Source organism: Nostoc cf. commune SO-36 (assembly GCF_023734775.1).
GTDB lineage: Bacteria > Cyanobacteriota > Cyanobacteriia > Cyanobacteriales > Nostocaceae > Nostoc > Nostoc commune_A.
In genome coordinates this window covers 1243295-1259217 of sequence record NZ_AP025732.1, presented here as the reverse complement: position 1 = coordinate 1259217, position 15923 = coordinate 1243295, and the positions used below count along the sequence as shown (strand labels likewise).

General features: G+C 43.4%; 13 protein-coding genes, 1 tRNA gene and 3 pseudogenes. 7 read left to right on the top strand and 10 right to left on the bottom strand.

Translation table 11 applies throughout. The features are described 5' to 3' along the window. Positions 1–26 precede the first annotated feature (26 nt). From crtB to ANSO36C_RS33820, 3 genes and pseudogenes are all read right to left on the bottom strand, one after another. A pseudogene (crtB, locus tag ANSO36C_RS05540) lies at positions 27–960 on the bottom strand (15-cis-phytoene synthase CrtB). After that, entirely contained in the window at positions 944–2383 is a 1440-nt protein-coding gene (pds, locus tag ANSO36C_RS05535) for a 15-cis-phytoene desaturase (protein WP_251958723.1), read from the bottom strand. The pseudogene crtB and the gene pds overlap by 17 nt, the downstream one beginning before the upstream one ends. A gap of 64 nt (positions 2384–2447) precedes the next feature. Continuing rightward, on the bottom strand, positions 2448–2570 hold the full coding sequence (locus ANSO36C_RS33820; protein WP_267145356.1) for a hypothetical protein: 123 nt from the start codon (positions 2568–2570) through the stop codon (positions 2448–2450). A gap of 255 nt (positions 2571–2825) precedes the next feature. On the opposite strand from ANSO36C_RS33820, the gene ANSO36C_RS05530 reads away from it, so the two are divergent. From ANSO36C_RS05530 to ANSO36C_RS05520, 3 genes and pseudogenes are all read left to right on the top strand, one after another. Next, positions 2826–3914 carry a glycoside hydrolase family 3 N-terminal domain-containing protein gene (locus ANSO36C_RS05530; protein ID WP_251958722.1) on the top strand — a complete coding sequence of 363 codons (1089 nt, stop codon included), beginning with the start codon at positions 2826–2828 and terminating at the stop codon, positions 3912–3914. A gap of 567 nt (positions 3915–4481) precedes the next feature. Further along, a pseudogene (locus ANSO36C_RS05525) lies at positions 4482–4589 on the top strand (polysaccharide deacetylase family protein); the annotation flags it as partial. Next, on the top strand, positions 4588–4860 hold the full coding sequence (locus ANSO36C_RS05520; RefSeq protein WP_251958721.1) for a hypothetical protein: 273 nt from the start codon (positions 4588–4590) through the stop codon (positions 4858–4860). The pseudogene ANSO36C_RS05525 and the gene ANSO36C_RS05520, both read left to right, overlap by 2 nt. Here the strand turns inward: ANSO36C_RS05520 and ANSO36C_RS05515 are convergent. The 3 genes from ANSO36C_RS05515 to ANSO36C_RS05505 form a co-directional block, all read right to left on the bottom strand. Beyond that, entirely contained in the window at positions 4827–5219 is a 393-nt protein-coding gene (locus tag ANSO36C_RS05515) for an alr0857 family protein (protein WP_251958720.1), read from the bottom strand. The two genes, ANSO36C_RS05520 and ANSO36C_RS05515, sit on opposite strands and share 34 nt — an antisense overlap. Positions 5220–5235: 16 nt before the next feature. Further along, positions 5236–5742 carry an HNH endonuclease gene (locus ANSO36C_RS05510; RefSeq protein ID WP_251960256.1) on the bottom strand — a complete coding sequence of 169 codons (507 nt, stop codon included), beginning with the start codon at positions 5740–5742 and terminating at the stop codon, positions 5236–5238. 114 nt (positions 5743–5856) lie between these two features. Further along, a complete protein-coding gene (locus ANSO36C_RS05505) occupies positions 5857–6096 on the bottom strand; it encodes a hypothetical protein (RefSeq protein ID WP_410174674.1) in 240 nt (79 codons plus the stop codon). 83 nt (positions 6097–6179) lie between these two features. Here ANSO36C_RS05505 and ANSO36C_RS05500 point away from each other — a divergent pair, with 83 nt between their 5' ends. Further along, positions 6180–6515 carry a ribbon-helix-helix domain-containing protein gene (locus tag ANSO36C_RS05500; protein ID WP_012409307.1) on the top strand — a complete coding sequence of 112 codons (336 nt, stop codon included), beginning with the start codon at positions 6180–6182 and terminating at the stop codon, positions 6513–6515. 206 nt (positions 6516–6721) lie between these two features. Here ANSO36C_RS05500 and ANSO36C_RS05495 read toward each other — a convergent pair. Beyond that, a pseudogene (locus ANSO36C_RS05495) lies at positions 6722–7921 on the bottom strand (ISAzo13 family transposase). A gap of 808 nt (positions 7922–8729) precedes the next feature. Between ANSO36C_RS05495 and ANSO36C_RS05490 the strand changes: the two are divergent. Continuing rightward, positions 8730–10757: a sensor histidine kinase gene (locus tag ANSO36C_RS05490; protein WP_410174707.1), complete on the top strand. Its 2028-nt coding sequence runs from the start codon at positions 8730–8732 to the stop codon at positions 10755–10757. 8 nt (positions 10758–10765) lie between these two features. Further along, positions 10766–11350, top strand: a complete 585-nt coding sequence (locus ANSO36C_RS05485; protein WP_251958719.1) for an SRPBCC family protein — start codon at positions 10766–10768, stop codon at positions 11348–11350. Between the two features lie 88 nt (positions 11351–11438). Here the strand turns inward: ANSO36C_RS05485 and ANSO36C_RS05480 are convergent. After that, positions 11439–11511, bottom strand: a tRNA-Glu gene (locus ANSO36C_RS05480). Between the two features lie 372 nt (positions 11512–11883). Here ANSO36C_RS05480 and ANSO36C_RS05475 point away from each other — a divergent pair. Continuing rightward, positions 11884–13803: a cation:proton antiporter gene (locus tag ANSO36C_RS05475; RefSeq protein WP_251958718.1), complete on the top strand. Its 1920-nt coding sequence runs from the start codon at positions 11884–11886 to the stop codon at positions 13801–13803. A 47-nt stretch (positions 13804–13850) separates the two neighbouring features. Here ANSO36C_RS05475 and ANSO36C_RS05470 read toward each other — a convergent pair whose 3' ends face one another. Then, positions 13851–14483, bottom strand: coding sequence for a cytochrome b N-terminal domain-containing protein (locus ANSO36C_RS05470; protein ID WP_251958717.1), 633 nt, complete (start codon positions 14481–14483; stop codon positions 13851–13853). Between the two features lie 344 nt (positions 14484–14827). Continuing rightward, on the bottom strand, positions 14828–15523 hold the full coding sequence (locus ANSO36C_RS05465; protein ID WP_251958716.1) for an esterase/lipase family protein: 696 nt from the start codon (positions 15521–15523) through the stop codon (positions 14828–14830). Positions 15524–15923 lie beyond the last annotated feature (400 nt).

The following is a 15923-nucleotide window of genomic DNA, read 5'->3' as shown; positions in this document are numbered from 1 at the left end:
GGGACTAGGGACAAATGACTAATTTCTCAAAGGACTTGCGATCGCATCCAAGCTACGGGCAATGTGCGTAACTTTTTCCACTGGGGAACGTAAGCTCGCTGACTGAATACATCGTAATCGTTGCGTTCAATCACCTCTAAAATCTGTCCGTACAACATCGATGCTGCCCATACAGGCCAACGGGCATCGGATGTTAAATAAGTAATTCCCTGGTCGGATGTGGTGTAAAATTGGCGGGCGCGGTCAATTTGAAAGCGCATCAATGCCCGCCAACGCTCATCTACCACACCTTTGAAGAAGTCTTGCTCGGTATAGTTAAATTTTGCCAAGTCTTCAAGGGGAATGTAGATCCGCCCCCGTTTAGCATCTTCTCCCACATCCCCGCAGGATGTTGGTGAGTTGATTGGCAATTCCGAGAGCGATCGCTTCTTCTATGGGAAGATATGGTTGTTTGTTCTGTTGCCAAGGTGCGGTGTATATGGTGCTATCCACACCCATAATTGCTGTTGACATTAAGCCAACAGTGCCAGCAACACGGTAACAGTAGAGGTATAAGTCCTCAAAGGTTTCATAACGACTACGATATAAGTCCATGCGCTGACCGGCAATCATATCCCGAAAGGGCTGAATGTCCATCGGAAAGCGCTGGAGGGTATCAACTAAAGCTACATCGTAATTTTCTAATGGACACCCCGCAAAAATCGATTCCAGCTGCTGTTCCCATAGGTCTAGGGTTTCTGGCGTGGTAAGAGCAGATGCGGGACCATCCACCAATTCATCTGTACGGCGACACCAAGCGTATATTGACCAAATAGATTGACGTTTTACCGGACTCATGAGCAAAGTACCCAGGTAAAAAGTCTTGGCATACTTTGCTGTGAGATGCCGACAAAGTTTGTATGACTCGTCTACAGAGACCAGCGTTTTCATGCGCGGGGGGGAATCAGGCAGTTGCAGCATTCGTTGCGGGCGGTCGGGTGAGCGTTTGCAGGTTTGAGGAATTTGCTACCGGGAGGGCCTCAGAAATCGCCTGCGCTGTTAGCTTACCAGAAAGTACGGCACCTTCCATACTGGCTAAGTAGCGTTGCATGGTGTAATCCCCTGAGAGATAGAAGTTACTAATGGGGGTTGTTTGCGAGGGACGGTACTGTTGACGACCAGGGGTCGCTTTGTAAACTGAACGGGGCGTTTTCACCACATGAGATTTCAGCAATGTTGCTGGATTGTCTCTCCCAAAGTGGTCGGGGAAGAGTTTTTCTAACTCGGCAATAGTGGCAGCCACAATCTCCTCATCGGATTTGGCTATCCAATCTTTTGCCGGGGCTAAAACTAATTCCAGCATCGAGCGTTCGGGGTTGGCGTATTCACGGCAGGTATTGCTCATATCAGCATAAACGCTGAGGAGGGGCGATCGCGAGAATAGCAAGTGATCAATTTGCGTAAGTTTACGATCAAACCACAAATGCACGTTAATTACAGGCACGCCCTCTAAACCTTCTAGCTTTTGGAAAAACTCCATTTCTTTCCAAGGTGCTGGCAAAATCACCTTCAGAGGGTCAACGGGCATGGCAGATACATACAAATCCGCCGTGAAAACTTCATCTTCGTCTCCATTCAACCCCCGCATCAAGTATCCTTTGACGCTACCATCGGCGTTTAGCAAAATCTCTTTTAAAGGGGCATTCAAGCGGACTTCTCCACCGCGTTCGGTGATGTAATCTACTATCGGCTGACACAATCGTTCTGTTGGCGAACCATCCAGAAAGGCCATTTTCGAACCTTTTTTTTCTTGGAGGAAACGATTGAGGGCAGTTAAAAGAATGGTTGCTGAAATTTCATCTGGCCCGATGAAATTCAGCGACTTGGCCATGGCAATAAAAACTTCTTTATTGACCCGTTCTGGAATGTTGTGTTTACGCAGCCAATCTGTCCAGGAATATTTGTCCATTTCTTCAACGTACTTTTGCCCCTGAATCATGGCCGGTAATAAACCGATGCCAAAGCGGATTTTTTCTGGCCATGTCAGCATATCGTTGTTTCGCAGAATTGCCACTATACCATTAACTGGTGCTGGCAAATCTGGAAAATCAAAACGGCTGTAAGTACCTGGTGCATCCGGCTGGTTGAAGATCATTGTGTGTTCTTTCCACTGCAATCGATCTTCAATATCCAGTTCTTTGAATAACTGCAACATATTGGGATATGCCCCAAAAAAGATGTGCAGACCTGTTTCGTACCAGTCTCCATCGGCATCTTTCCACGCGGCCACTTTACCGCCCAGAACGTTTCGACGTTCCAAGACAATGGGTGTGTAACCTACGTCTGTGAGATATTTCGCGCAGGAAAGTCCTGCTAGTCCCGCTCCCGCGATCGCTACTCGCATGTAACCCTACTGCTCTTCAATATTTCTTAACCATTTTATCGTTCTCATTATACGTTGCAATCCGTTACATTTGGCAGTTATTGTGCGATCGCTTCCCTAAAAAACTTTTGTCAAAGGGAATTTTACCTATACACACCTGCCCAAACCTATTGCCAATACCATTGTTGGCAATAGGTTGGGCGAACATTTTACCTATTTTTACACACAGAAGATTTATCAAAACAAAAGTATTTCCTTTGATGGAAAATAAGCTAATCCCAAATGTTGTCTGAAAGTAGTTGATTTATTTGTTAATTCGTGTATTTGTTCTGAGGAAATATGTGGAGTATTGCTTAAAAACTACTTGGAAACTTCCGCTTACCATAAAGGTGTACGATAAAAGTTTATGTCCTCTAGGTTGAACAACCCAGTTGTTTACCGCACAACTTATAGGTAAAAGATTATGGGTGTATCGCAGGAGTTAAAGCGCTTTGGACATCACCTGATTTTAGGTATTTCCGGCACTAAATTAAGCGATGACGATAAACGCGCACTCAATGAATTGAAACCGATTGGGGTAATATTTTTCGCGAAAAACTTTTTGGATGGTACTCCATATCAGGTTTGGCTGGAAAGCTTCAAAGATTTAAACAGGCAGATACAAGAATATACTGAACGTGATTCAATGTTCATGACTTTGGATCATGAAGGAGGCCGTGTAATTCGTACACCACTACCAATTACCCGCTTTCCTCATGGGTTGTTGTTGCGATCGCACGCCTACGAAGTAGCAAAAGCCACAGCTGTAGAACTAAAATCGCTGGGTATTAACTTATCTTGGGCACCTGTAGCAGATATTTTTTCCCATCCTAATAACCCTGTAATTGGCCCTCGCGCCTTTGGTAGCACACCCGAAATTGCTGCTCAAGGTGCCCGTGACTATTACCTTGGACTTCGAGATTCAGGAGTTTTGGGATGCGCCAAACATTTTCCCGGACATGGAGACACGAGCAAAGACTCTCACATTGAGCTACCAATACTGAATTTAACTCTAGAAGACCTGCGACTTCGAGAACTTATACCCTTCAGAGCTTTGATCGAAGTGCAGATTCCTTTGATCATGACTGCCCATATATTATTTCCCAAAATAGATGCCCAAGTGCCAGCAACGCTTTCCCAGCCTATCCTCAAAACCATCCTTAGAGAGGAACTTGGCTTTGAGGGAGTAGTTGTATCTGACGACTTGGATATGAAAGCTATCTCAGATATGTTTATGAAAGCTGGTACTGTGGCGCGTTCATTTCATGCAGGCTGTGACTTGTTTATTGTTTCGCGCAATATTAACTCATCATCTATAGAAAGAACTTATCAGATTGCCGAAGATTTTGTCGATTCTCTGAACAAAGGTAGCTTAGACGAATCAGTAGTAGAGGCAGCCAGGGAAAGAATTGAGAAACTACTAGCGGTAACACCACAATATCCCATATATGCTTTGGATAAAGATATATTGTTGCAACATGCTCAACTAGCGATCGCTAGTTCCTATTCATAATCAGTGGTATAGAGGCCGAACTTATTTCTGCGGGTTAAAAGCCTGCTGCACAGGCGTTGTGCCAACCACTCTGGTTATTTTGAATAAAAAATGGGCAAGTGCGATCGTATTACATCACAATTTTTGTAACACCAACACTAGATATAAATCCACCTGGGAGGTACTGCCCCTCCTATTTCTGTGTTATCAGCACAGCGCCTCGCTTTTCGGCTTCAGGTGGAAAAAGTGGAAGATGGAGGAATCGTAGTTTGCTTCCCGTAGAGAAGCTCTGTCTTTTGTCTCACTACATTTATAGTACAAAATACTACAAAAGGTGTCAAGGGGTTTCAGAAAAATTTTTTGAAATTGTCTATAAAGGCTTCTGAACTTAGGTTTTAGCTTAATTACCCTTCTGAAAAGTCAAACTACAGTTATGCTTGGCTGAATCTTTAAAAGCGTGACGTGACAGACAACTCCTTCAAGCGACAACAGATAATTAGTATTGTCGCGATCGCCTCTACGATTACAGATTGTAGTATCTTCTTACAATTGGGGTTGAACAAGCGTTTAAGCAAAATCCATCTTGCAACTTCTGCTGATACCGATCCTCACGCCAAAGCCCAGGCATTTGTAAATAATGTCTTGAAAGGCGCGAAACCTGGTTTCATTGTTTTGATGCATGATGGTAGTGGCGATGTCTAGCGACAAGCCACTGACGCTCCTTCTCTGCGAGACGCTACGCGAACGTTGCTACCGCTTCTCTCGCTGCGCGAACGCCAACGCTAATGCGTCTACGCCAAAGAACTGTACAAAAGCATTGCCACAAATCATCACCCGACTCAAACAGCAAGGCTACCGATTTGTGACAATTCTTGAACTGCCTGCAAATGGGGCAATAAAGGGTGAGAAATTCTACTCACCCTACTATCTGATTTATTCGCTCATGACAGAAGCACTAATTTCTTGAGCTTCCTGCCAAAGTTTGTGCAAAAAGAACTCAGCGCGATCGCTCATAGTGGTGACAAACACACCTACAGAATCCTTAGAACTATCTGATAGCCAAGAACCCCGCAGGGTGACTTCCATATATTCGGCATCGCAGGCACAGAGGGCAATGATTTCTCTGTCATCTCTTTTTACCTCAGCCCTAAGTACTTCTACTCCTGGCAAATCAACAGGAAGCAAAAAGGAAGCGGTAGTGGGTTCAATACACAAACTTTGCCCAACTCGCAGGGCTAAAATCACTCGTTGCGCTACCCATTCTTCTAGCGACAGAGTGACACATTCCAAATCAAAACTGCTTTCAGTGTAAGTTAATTTCAGCATTCCTTATGCTCTCCTGTTATTCCAGGCTTCCTTGCATATCTATCCAAAACTGTTCGGCAAAAGAAATCGCGGGGTGGATTGGTGCTTTGGGTTTGGTACGCAGTTGCATACCAGCCTCAAACAGGGTGCGATTACCTTTACGGGAGTTACATCTTTCACAAGCTGCGACTACGTTATCCCAAGTGTGAGAACCGCCTCTTGATCGCGGCATCACATGATCTAGCGTTAGATGTTTGCCGCTACCGCAGTATTGGCAAGTGTGATGATCTCGTCGCAACACTTCCCGCCGATTCACTGGTGGAACTTTCCACATCCGCTCATTAGAAGTAATTGTTAAGCGAATGTGTTTTGGTACATCAATTACTAAGTTGGATGAGTGAACTTGCCATCCGGCTTCTGTGGTAAAACCCAGCGGTTGAGCTTTGTCTGTTACTAACAGCACAATTGCCCGCTTGATATTGACCTGACAGAGTGGCAAATAATTTTGAGAAAACACCACCACAGATTGCTCTAACACTTGCATTGCGTTCGCGCCGCGCATGGAAGATATCGTCACAGCTTAACTCCTTATAAAAAAACCCCCGCTTCAAGTTTTTGTTGAAGCGGGGGTTAGAATTGACCGGAAAATTTTCTGGTCTTATATCGGTACAGTATTCCTTTGTCTGTACCCCCCGCTTGGTTTATCTAGTTCTGGTTTTGCAATCAGCGCACTAATGCTGAGATATTTATATTCATCATTACCTTCTGTGATTTGCCCATGATTCCGGCTACCATCGCCCATAAATAAATACTCCACTTCCATCGCCGCTGATTCCCAACGGGTTCGGCAATTGGTAGCGTACAAAATTGAAGTAGAGATGGGGTAAATGGATTTCACAGAAAATTTCACCTATTGAATATCGCTTTAAACATACTACACTTGTATTACTATCTTGTCTATACCTCTAAGGAGAAAAAGTGATGCATACGATCGCCCGCACCCCAACCACCGATATGGAAGTTACCAGCATCCGTCTAGAGCGAGAACTCAAAGATAAACTCAAAGAAATAGCTGGGAATCAGGGATATCAAGCTTTAATCCGAGATATCCTTTGGAATTATGTCCAGCAAAAATCAGGTGAATGGAAGCCTCGATTTTCACGAGCCGACATTCGAGCTAGCATCGCTGCCACAGCTCAGCAAGAAGAACGCTGTGTACTCACAGGTCAACTAATTCAACCTCAAGAACCAATGTTGTTAGGACTGACGAGGAATGGCGATATGGTTCCTCTAAGTGTCGAGAGCTTGGCTGGATAGTCTTATATTCAGACAAATGTAACCCAATTATTAATTAACGCAATGTGCAACTTATTCTTATAACCCCCCTGCCATTCCTCTCCCCAAGTCCGAGAGGCTTTGATTCTTGTTCCCCAACGCTAGTAGGGAAGGGGTTGGGGTTAGGTTTGAGAGAAAGTTGCACACGACGTTAATTAGAGAACTCCACAAAAAAAATGATCCAATAGCTATGTGGGTTTAGCAAAAATTTCTACAAACCATTTTCTGAGATTGGGGAGGCGGTGAATCTGTGTTTCAATTTCTGCCATAGCGGAGGTAGTAAGTTTAACTCCTGTAGAATAAACTGTTTCTACCAATGTGACCACCGGATTTTTACCCTTAAATGTGAGAGTTTGGGCGAAATTCAGTACAGTCTCAACAGTGTCAAGTAAACTACCATTCCAATGCTGTTCTAACCAGCCAAAACAACGTTCTATCGGGTTATATTTGCTATGATAAGGCGGATAATAAGCAAGTTGTAACGTCAGTTGAGATGATGTACCAAAATCTACAATCCGCTTCATAAATTGAGTGCGGCGAGAATTATTTTCAGGTCCATTATCCTGATTAATCACCAGTTTTTGAATATGAGCAAATCTGTGTTTGACAGTTTGCCACCAGCTTTCAAGCAAATCAACAATACAATCAGCGGTTAATTTGGAAGAAACAAAGAATAAAAATAACTCGTTGTATTCAGGTATAAAAATGCCGTAGGGAATCAGAGTTATCTCCGTCGGGAAGTCGTGGTCTACTGAGATGGTTGGCATTCAATTTTTACCCCCACGGTCAAATTCTCCAATCTTAACTGCTACCTTAGCATCAATGGAAATTCGCAGAGTATGAGGGTCATTGTCAGCTTCACTATTAATTTGTTCAACTTGTTCAAAAATCGCTTCTGTTTCGGGAATTTTCTTGATAGGCTTGGTTTTCAGAACTCTTTTTAAGGTATAGCCTAAATCATTCAATTTTCGTCGAATTGTTTCTGATGAAGGTAGTTCTTCCTCTGTGTAACCAAATTGTTCAATTAGTTGACGACGGACTTCGCTTGCCGTCATGCGTGTATACAAACGTATACTTTTAAAACTGGGGTCAGTTTGACTTTGTGGGTCTACTAACGATTTTATATCCCTCAACAAGTTTGATAATTTTGCTTCAGCCCGCTTGCGTCCACTACGCCTGAAACCATCAATAAAAGGCTGACCACTCTCTAACTCCTGCATCCCTTTACGGATAGTGCGCCTATTCCATCCCAACTCCCTTTCCGCCACAGTTTGTCCACCTATTCCCAAACCTTTGACTACTTCTGCCATGAATTGTCTTCGGTCACTTCCCTTGAGTTTTTTCGCTGTTTTGATGTACAGAGATTTTAGGTGCGCGGTGAGTTGAATGATAGATTTTGGATACATGAGCTAGACTGCACACTGAATTTATCTTTCTCTTATCATAGGATCAATTATTCTGTGGAGTTCTCTTAGGACTTACGCAAAATTAAACACGCTCCGGGGCAATTCATAAATTGCCCCTACTTTTATCGAACAGAATTCAGGAGTCAGGAGTCAGAATTCAGAATGAATTCTGTGCGAGTGGCGGATAGCGCCGGCGGCAAGCGAGTACTCGTTCGCTTCTAGCGTCTCGTAGAGAAGCGTTAGCGAGTCTTCTCCCAAGGGGAGACGCCAAAGGCGAACGAGCGTCTTCATTCTGACTCCTGAATTCTGACTCCTGAATTCTGAATTCTTCTTCAATGGTATTTTACCGAGAGTTACGGAGATAAACGAGTAGCTACTTAAACCTACTAGCTTATTTTAAAAATGTAATAAAAATTTATAAAGTTAGTTAAGTAATTTTACCTGAGATGAAGGGCAATTTTGCGGTAATTCCAGAGAAATTACGGTTTATATATACTTACAGACAGGATAAGGTTAGTGAATTATTTCAACATAGAGCAGTAAAAAATAATCTAACTGAAGTATTTATAGGATATCTTAAATATTCTATTACTTATGTAACCATGTAGCAATTTGCTTGATATGTGGAAATTTAGTCATCTGAGATAGAAAAGGGCTATAACAGGTGAGAGAAAGTATTCACACAAAATTTGTCAATTATCAGAGTGTAGCAACACAACTAACGGTGAAAAAATATGCCAAAAGGTTGGGTGCAAAAACAATGGGGTTATTATCCGAGGGCGTGCCAAAAATGAAAAAACCTTTATCATCGCCGCCACATTACGTAGGTGACATAGATCGACTACAACCTTACCAAGTCAAGCTGATGCAGCATCAGGAAGAACGTGCCCGCCAGTTGCAGTTGGTACAAGAAATTAACCAAATCATTGCCAATAGCTCGGCTACGGCATTGATGCTGCAAGATATTGCCCAATTGCTAGGAGTTGCTTTTGATGTAGATTGCTGCTGCTTGGTTTCAGTAGCAAGTGAGACATCCAACGAAGCAACTACTACTAATTGGTGTGCTAATGAGTATTTAGGGTTGCCACACCCCGAAGAGATGTTTTCGATGGAACAATTGCTTATGCACTCGCCAGTGCTGCAATGTGCTGCCCAACAATTGACTATTGAAGACATTTCCATCATTCAGAACAGTCTGGTAGTTGGGTGTCAATATTTGCCACTACCGATAAAAGCTGTTTTGGCAATTCCCACCCGGTTTGGTGGCAAGAATAATGGAGTGATTAATCTGATTAAATTCCAACCTTATGAATGGAGTGAATCAGAAAAACAATTACTCAAAGAAGTGGAGTCGGCTTGCGCGATCGCTTTTTCTGGAGTGGCACAAGCTCAACTCATTGCTCATCAACAGCAGTATGTGCAAAAGAGCAACCAGCATCAAAGCTTGATCAAGCAATTAACTATATTAAATCGCAGCAACTTGGAGCTTAATCAAATGCTCCAGTTAGTTGTCGCCTCGACTGCCGAATCTCTTCAGGCAGATCGTGGTTTGCTCATACTACTGAAATATACAGATCCATTATTATTTAGGACTCAAGCTAAAAAACAAATTCCCAAAGCGAAAGCTACCGTGATTGGTGAATGGGCTAGGGAAACACTAAATTCCGGCACTAGTAAACTAGATGCCTTAGCTCAGTCTTTCTTGATTTCAGACTGTGGTTTATGCCAGCGTGCCTTCATAGATTCTGGAAAAGCAGTAATCTTCGATGACTATACAGACCAAAACGATACTCTGACAGCTGCTGCATTATTTGCTATAGAGAAATTGCCTGCCGTACTTTTAGTGCCCTTAGAAAGCCAAGGTAAAATCTTAGGATTCTTGGTGCTACAGCAATCTGTAATTCGTAGTTGGCAACCAGCAGAATTAAATCTTGTGGAAATGGTTTGCGCTCAAGTGAGTAATGCCATCATTCAGTCACAGACATTGCGCCAAGTGCAAACTTTGGTAGATGAACGGACAGCGAAACTCCAGAGTAGTCTGGAACTCCAAGCGAAATTGCATGAAAGAACACGGCAGTATGTTGAGCAACTGCGGAAACTTAATGAACTCAAAGATGAATTTTTGAGTAACATGAGCGATCGCTTGCGCTATCCTCTGACAAATATGCTGATGTCAATTCGTAACTTGCGTTTGCCAGGAATAGCACCAGAGCGTCAAGGTAAATATCTAGATATCCTAGAGCAGGAATGTTCAAAGGAAATCAACTTGATTAATGACTTGTTGACACTCCAGAAACTAGAGTCGCCTCACGAAGCTCCGCAATTACAATCTATAGATTTAAATACTAGAATCCAGGATATCGCAGCATCTTTCGAGAAAAAACTCGCAGAGAAAGGATTAAAAATTTCTATAGATTTACCAGAGGATTCGCTAAAACTGCAAACTGAACTGGAGAGTTTTGACCGCATTCTGCAAGAGTTATTAACGAATGCCTGTAAATACTCAGAGCATGATACAATAGTCCACCTTCAAGCTGCTCACCAAGTTGATCAACAAATTGATCAAGTTATCATGAAGGTGACGAATACAGGACGTGCCATCTCTGAAGAAGAAGCGACCTACATCTTTGACAAGTTCCGTCGCGGAAAAGGGCGTTGGACTCCAGGGACTGGCTTGGGGCTTGCCTTAGTCAAGTCTTTAGTGCAGCATCTGAATGGAGCGATCGCTGTTGAAAGTCTCCCAATTTCGGATTCTGAACAGAGCGAAATTTGCTTCACCCTAACTCTGCCCCAATTTTCTGACGAAAGCAAACCATAATTCTGAAAGTGACTAAAAAACAGAACACAACAGAGAACCCTGATTTGCAGTCTCCCACTGATGACATTAACCTAGAAGGAGATTTGCCTGTTAAGGTAGAAGTTCAAATTAAGAAAATAGCAGAGCGACAAAGGCAAATCACTGCCAAAGTTCAAATTCCTCAACCAGTGGAACAAATCTGGAAAGTTCTGACAGATTATGAAGCATTGCCTAACTTTCTCCCCAACCTCGCTAAAAGTTGTCTAATCGAGCATCCCAATGGTGGAATTAGACTAGAGCAAGTAGGCTCCCAGCGCCTACTGAATTTCAACTTTTCTGCGCGGGTGGTTCTGGATCTGCAAGAATGCTTCCCCAAAGAAATTAATTTCTGCATGGTAGAGGGAGATTTTAAAGGCTTTTCTGGTAGCTGGTGCTTAGAGCCTTATTCCCTCGGTGAGTTTGTCGGCACAAATCTGTGCTATACAATTCAAGTTTGGCCTAAACTCACTATGCCTGTGGGAATCATTGAAAATCGTCTGAGTAAAGATTTGCGCTTAAATCTTGCGGCTATTCACCAACGTGTAGAAGAACTAGCCAGCAAAGAACCATATTAGTTAAACCATCATTCAGGTTGATTTCTGGATGATGGTTTTGCTTTGCAAGCTGCCAACAAAAAAGCTCTTGCTTTTTATTGTTTTTAAGTACCCCCAGGGGAATTCGAATCCCCGTTACCTCCGTGAAAGGGAGGTGTCCTAGGCCTCTAGACGATGGGGGCATCGGACTCAGACCTTTTATAAGTTAACCAATTTCCTGGCAGTTGTCAACAGGTTTTGCAAAAAAAAAGTTTGTGGCGGCTAAACTGGGTGGAGGCAAAAACTTGAAGAGGATACAAAAAACATGGAGACACCAAAAGAATTCTCTAGATGCTTCTGCGGCAAGCCGCAGGGTTCATCAGCGTCCGGCGCTCTGAACTTCGAGAGATGCCCAGATAGAAAAAACGCTAAATTCAGCAATGGACAAAGGGTATGATTGGCAAGGTTCCTGAGTTGACCTTGCCACTGCTAGGCTTTCTGCTCTAATACTTGTAAAGTTAATATCTACGGTTTTTTACAAAAGATTTTGAAATAAATCGCTCAAAATCTACAACATGGAAGCATCTTTTGAAATCACCACACAGATGGCGATCGCTGTCTTTGCTGGCATTAGCGCCCAAGTGCTAGCTGCATACCTTCGTGTCCCCAGCATCGTCTTGTTATTGCTGTTGGGCATTCTGTTTGGCTCTGATGGTATAGGGCTATTGCATCCCCATTCGCTAGGCACTGGACTAGAAGTTATTGTCGCCCTCGCCACGGCAATAATTTTGTTTGAAGGCGGACTTAACTTGGATTTACGAGAATTAGGCAGAGTTTCAGTCAGCTTGCAATTGCTGGTGACTCAAGGAACGCTAATCACATTGCTAGGTGGGAGCATGGCAGCCCACTGGCTGGGCGAATTTCCTTGGAACATAGCTTTTCTCTATGCTTCCATAATTGTGGTGACAGGCCCAACGGTCGTTGGCCCTTTGCTGAAACAAATTAATGTAGATCGGCAAGTAGCAACGCTTTTGGAAGGAGAAGGAGTTTTAATTGACCCCGTAGGGGCTATCCTCGCCTTCGTTGTCCTCGATACGATTTTGAACGGTGATGCTGACCCCATCAATGCGATCGCTGGTTTACTGATGCGCCTGGGTGTTGGTGCGGCAATTGGCGGGGCTGGCGGTTATCTGATGAGTTTGATTTTTAAACGCGCTAGTTTTCTGTCATTTGAGCTAAAAAACTTAGTGGTATTGGCGATACTTTGGAGCCTGTTTACCTTATCGCAAATGATCCGCAGTGAATCGGGAGTAATGACAACAGTAGTTGCAGGGGCAGTATTTGCGAACTCGTCAGTCCCAGAAGAACGACTGTTACGAAGCTTTAAGGGTCAACTGACAATCCTTAGTGTCTCGGTGCTATTTATCTTATTAGCTGCTGATTTATCTATTGCCAGTGTGTTTGCTTTGGGTTGGGGTAGCGTATTCACCGTTTTGGTACTAATGTTTGTCGTTCGCCCGATTAATATCCTCTTGTGTACCTGGAATAGTGACCTAAACTGGCGACAGAAAGTATTTTTAAGCTGGGTTGCTCCGAGAGGAATTGTTGCCGCTTCCGTAGCTTCTTTTTTTGCGATTTCGCTGACACAGCGCGGCATTAACGGCGGCGATTCTATCAAAGCTCTGGTATTCCTGACAATTATCATGACTGTTGTCTGCCAAGGGCTAACAGCTGGTTGGGTTGCTCAATGGCTGCAAATTACCTCCAAAGATGCAACTGGGGCAGTTATTGTGGGTTGTAATCCCTTGAGTCTTTTGATTGCCCGATTCTTTCAAGAACGGGGAGAAAATGTGGTGATGATTGATACTGACCCCCAATATCTTGTTCAAGCTGAGGCACAAAATCTCCGAGTGATTGCCAGCAGTGCGCTGGATGCTGCTGTTTTGGAAGAGGCAGGACTTGCCTCTATGGGTACTTTTTTGGCGATGACAAGTAATGGGGAGGTGAATTTTGTTTTGGCTCAACGAGCAGCTGAGGAGTTTAATCCGCCTCGCGTTTTAGCTGTTTTTCCCCGCGATCCGCAAGCAAATATTTCGGTTAGTAATAAAGTTAATCAAGCTTTTATTCCAGATTTAGCGATTAAAACTTGGAATGAGTATTTGAATGATGGGCGAGTGAAGTTGGGAACAACCACACTCGATGAGTTAGAATTTTCTAGTCAAAATGAGCGTATCCAAGAAATGATTAGGACTGGGGCGTTGATACCGCTATTGGTAGAACGAAAAGAACGCTTACAGGTAATGCCAGCAAAATACGAGTGGGAAATTGGCGATCGCATTATTTACCTGTTGCATGACCCCAGGCCTAGCCTTTTAAAACGTTTATCTGGTGCTACCCAATCCACTCCCCTTTCCTTAAAAAAGCTACCGGAGGTTGAGGACTTATCTCTGGCCCAATTATCTCAACTTTCTCCTAGTGAGGTTCCTGGGGGATGAGGGGATTGGGGATTGGGGACAAAATAGTAACTGCTGTACAGAGGCGATTAATTGCCTCTCTCCTGTAGAGAAGCTATTAATTGCCTCTCTCCTAATTCCCCTTGCGATTCTTGCCAGAGTAAAGCAGACAAATGTACTACAGCAAGAATTAGCGTCGTTACCGAAATCAGATAACTGTGTATTGTGTAAAGGTGTTCGACGGTAGTTGTGTTGATGGCTCCACCGCCAGTTAGGATTTCGCGCAGTTGCCCACCAATGAAAGGAATAGCTTCGATCGTTCCTAGCTCAATGCTAAACCGCCAGTATCCTTCCTGAGTCCAATCTAAAATCATCGCTGTCCAATCCAGCCCGATCGCACTTAGGGTCAACAAAATCACGCTAATCCAAGCAGCCAGCCAACTCTTGCGAAATTGCCGACCTAAAAACATCACTACAATTTGAATTAGAGCGATCGCAATTATGGCGTTACCAGCAATATCATGCGCTCTTAAAAACAACCAGCCGTATGGCAGTTGTGTATTAATCATCTTTAAGGAGTTATAAGCTCCGCCTGCTGTTGGTTCATAGTAAAAAGCAAGCAAAACTCCGGTAGATACATAAATTAAACACAGAGTCAGAATCACGACTGATAATATCGTCGCTATTCGCCGCAAAATCTTATCGAACTGGGTGCTTTGCATAGCTCACCCCTCCTGTTCTTAACTAAGTATTTATTATAATTTTAGCTAAGAAATATTAATAATGTTGTATTTAGTTGAAGAAGAATTCAGAAGTCAGAATTCAGGAGTCAGAATCACTTTCGTTGGGGATTCAGACCCCAACCAATTGTAGACACCGTGCAGACTATAGCGCCGGCGGCAAGCGAGTCAGACGCTCCTGCGTCGCTAACGCTGCGCTATCGAGCGTCTGGGGTTTTAAACCCGTTTATTCATTACCAGTCGCACAGAATTCAATTCTGTTAGCGGTAGCGGGGCGTTTAGCCCATTCTGGCTCCTGACTCCTGAATTCTGTTTGATAAAGTTTTTTAAATCAAATATTGCACCCAAGCTTTTAAGGGTTCTGGTGAGCCATACCAAATTCCCGGACTTCGGGGAGAATGCCTCACACCTTCAATCACCAGATTTTCTGCCCCCTCTAAATGAGCAGCTTCAATGGGTGTGATTCCATCTCCCCAAGTGTTACCCTTACCACAGGTTAATTGGTAGCTATTGTAAGCTAACCAACTACCAGGCCGCCTTTGTCCAAAGATAGTTTTGCCAGCTACACAAACGTAACGAACGTTTTTATAAAAAGCTCCTGGGTAGTTATTGGTAACAAAATCTAAATTAGAGCGTGTCCAGCGTTCTTGGCTGATATGGGGTGTGCCCAAGGTGATGAAAGTCGCAACCAGGGGATGCCCTTCCCAGAGAAACGGTTTGACATTACCGCCTGCCAAATAAGGCTTTTCTCCCATGTAAATGCGGGATATCCAACCTCCGGCTGAGTGACCAATCAAGTTTATTTGAGTAGCATTATATTGATGCAATATATGCTTGATTGTCTGATCGAGTTGTTGCAAAATCGATGTAACGGGTCTTCTGCCAATAGTAGGGAGCCAATCACGCCGTCGTAGTGGAACTGTAACCGTGGGAAAATCTAACTGCTGTAGCGATTGTTCTAGTTGGCGGTAAGCGATCGCATTTTCTAAATATCCAGGTAAAATAACTATTGGTAACGGCATTTTAAATTTTGGCTGCAATGATTCAGGGTTTGAACTTTTTTGAAGCAGAAGTAGTCAGATTCTGAAGCTAGAATTACGATTGTATTACCGACTCCTTTTATCGAAACCCAAATAGTTTTGGTGGAGTTTAGGGGGGAGAATTTCAATAGTAATTGTACAATCTGCAACAGTTTTCAGGGCTGCTGATGTGGTAGTATTTTCACATAGGGTACTATCCTGGTAACAATCAAGTGTGCCATCTGCTACAAAAGCTCAGTTGACTGGAAAACAATAGAAAAACAAGGCAACTTCCGCAGATGTTGGGATGTACTCAGATTTGGGTGTTCACTTAAACTTTATAAATATCCCAGATATTAATTTTAATTGTGTGCGTCATAAGAACCAAAAATCAAAAGCAGTA

What these genes read in the sequence shown, in the direction of transcription:
- pds (WP_251958723.1), bottom strand. Translation starts at nt 2,383, where the DNA reads ATGCGAGTAGCGATCGCGGGAGCGGGACTAGCAGGACTTTCCTGCGCG.
- ANSO36C_RS33820 (WP_267145356.1), bottom strand. Translation starts at nt 2,570, where the DNA reads ATGTTCGCCCAACCTATTGCCAACAATGGTATTGGCAATAGGTTTGGG.
- ANSO36C_RS05530 (WP_251958722.1), top strand. Translation starts at nt 2,826, where the DNA reads ATGGGTGTATCGCAGGAGTTAAAGCGCTTTGGACATCACCTGATTTTA.
- ANSO36C_RS05520 (WP_251958721.1), top strand. Translation starts at nt 4,588, where the DNA reads ATGTCTAGCGACAAGCCACTGACGCTCCTTCTCTGCGAGACGCTACGC.
- ANSO36C_RS05515 (WP_251958720.1), bottom strand. Translation starts at nt 5,219, where the DNA reads ATGCTGAAATTAACTTACACTGAAAGCAGTTTTGATTTGGAATGTGTC.
- ANSO36C_RS05510 (WP_251960256.1), bottom strand. Translation starts at nt 5,742, where the DNA reads ATGCAAGTGTTAGAGCAATCTGTGGTGGTGTTTTCTCAAAATTATTTG.
- ANSO36C_RS05500 (WP_012409307.1), top strand. Translation starts at nt 6,180, where the DNA reads ATGCATACGATCGCCCGCACCCCAACCACCGATATGGAAGTTACCAGC.
- ANSO36C_RS05490 (WP_410174707.1), top strand. Translation starts at nt 8,730, where the DNA reads ATGAAAAAACCTTTATCATCGCCGCCACATTACGTAGGTGACATAGAT.
- ANSO36C_RS05475 (WP_251958718.1), top strand. Translation starts at nt 11,884, where the DNA reads ATGGAAGCATCTTTTGAAATCACCACACAGATGGCGATCGCTGTCTTT.
- ANSO36C_RS05470 (WP_251958717.1), bottom strand. Translation starts at nt 14,483, where the DNA reads ATGCAAAGCACCCAGTTCGATAAGATTTTGCGGCGAATAGCGACGATA.
- ANSO36C_RS05465 (WP_251958716.1), bottom strand. Translation starts at nt 15,523, where the DNA reads ATGCCGTTACCAATAGTTATTTTACCTGGATATTTAGAAAATGCGATC.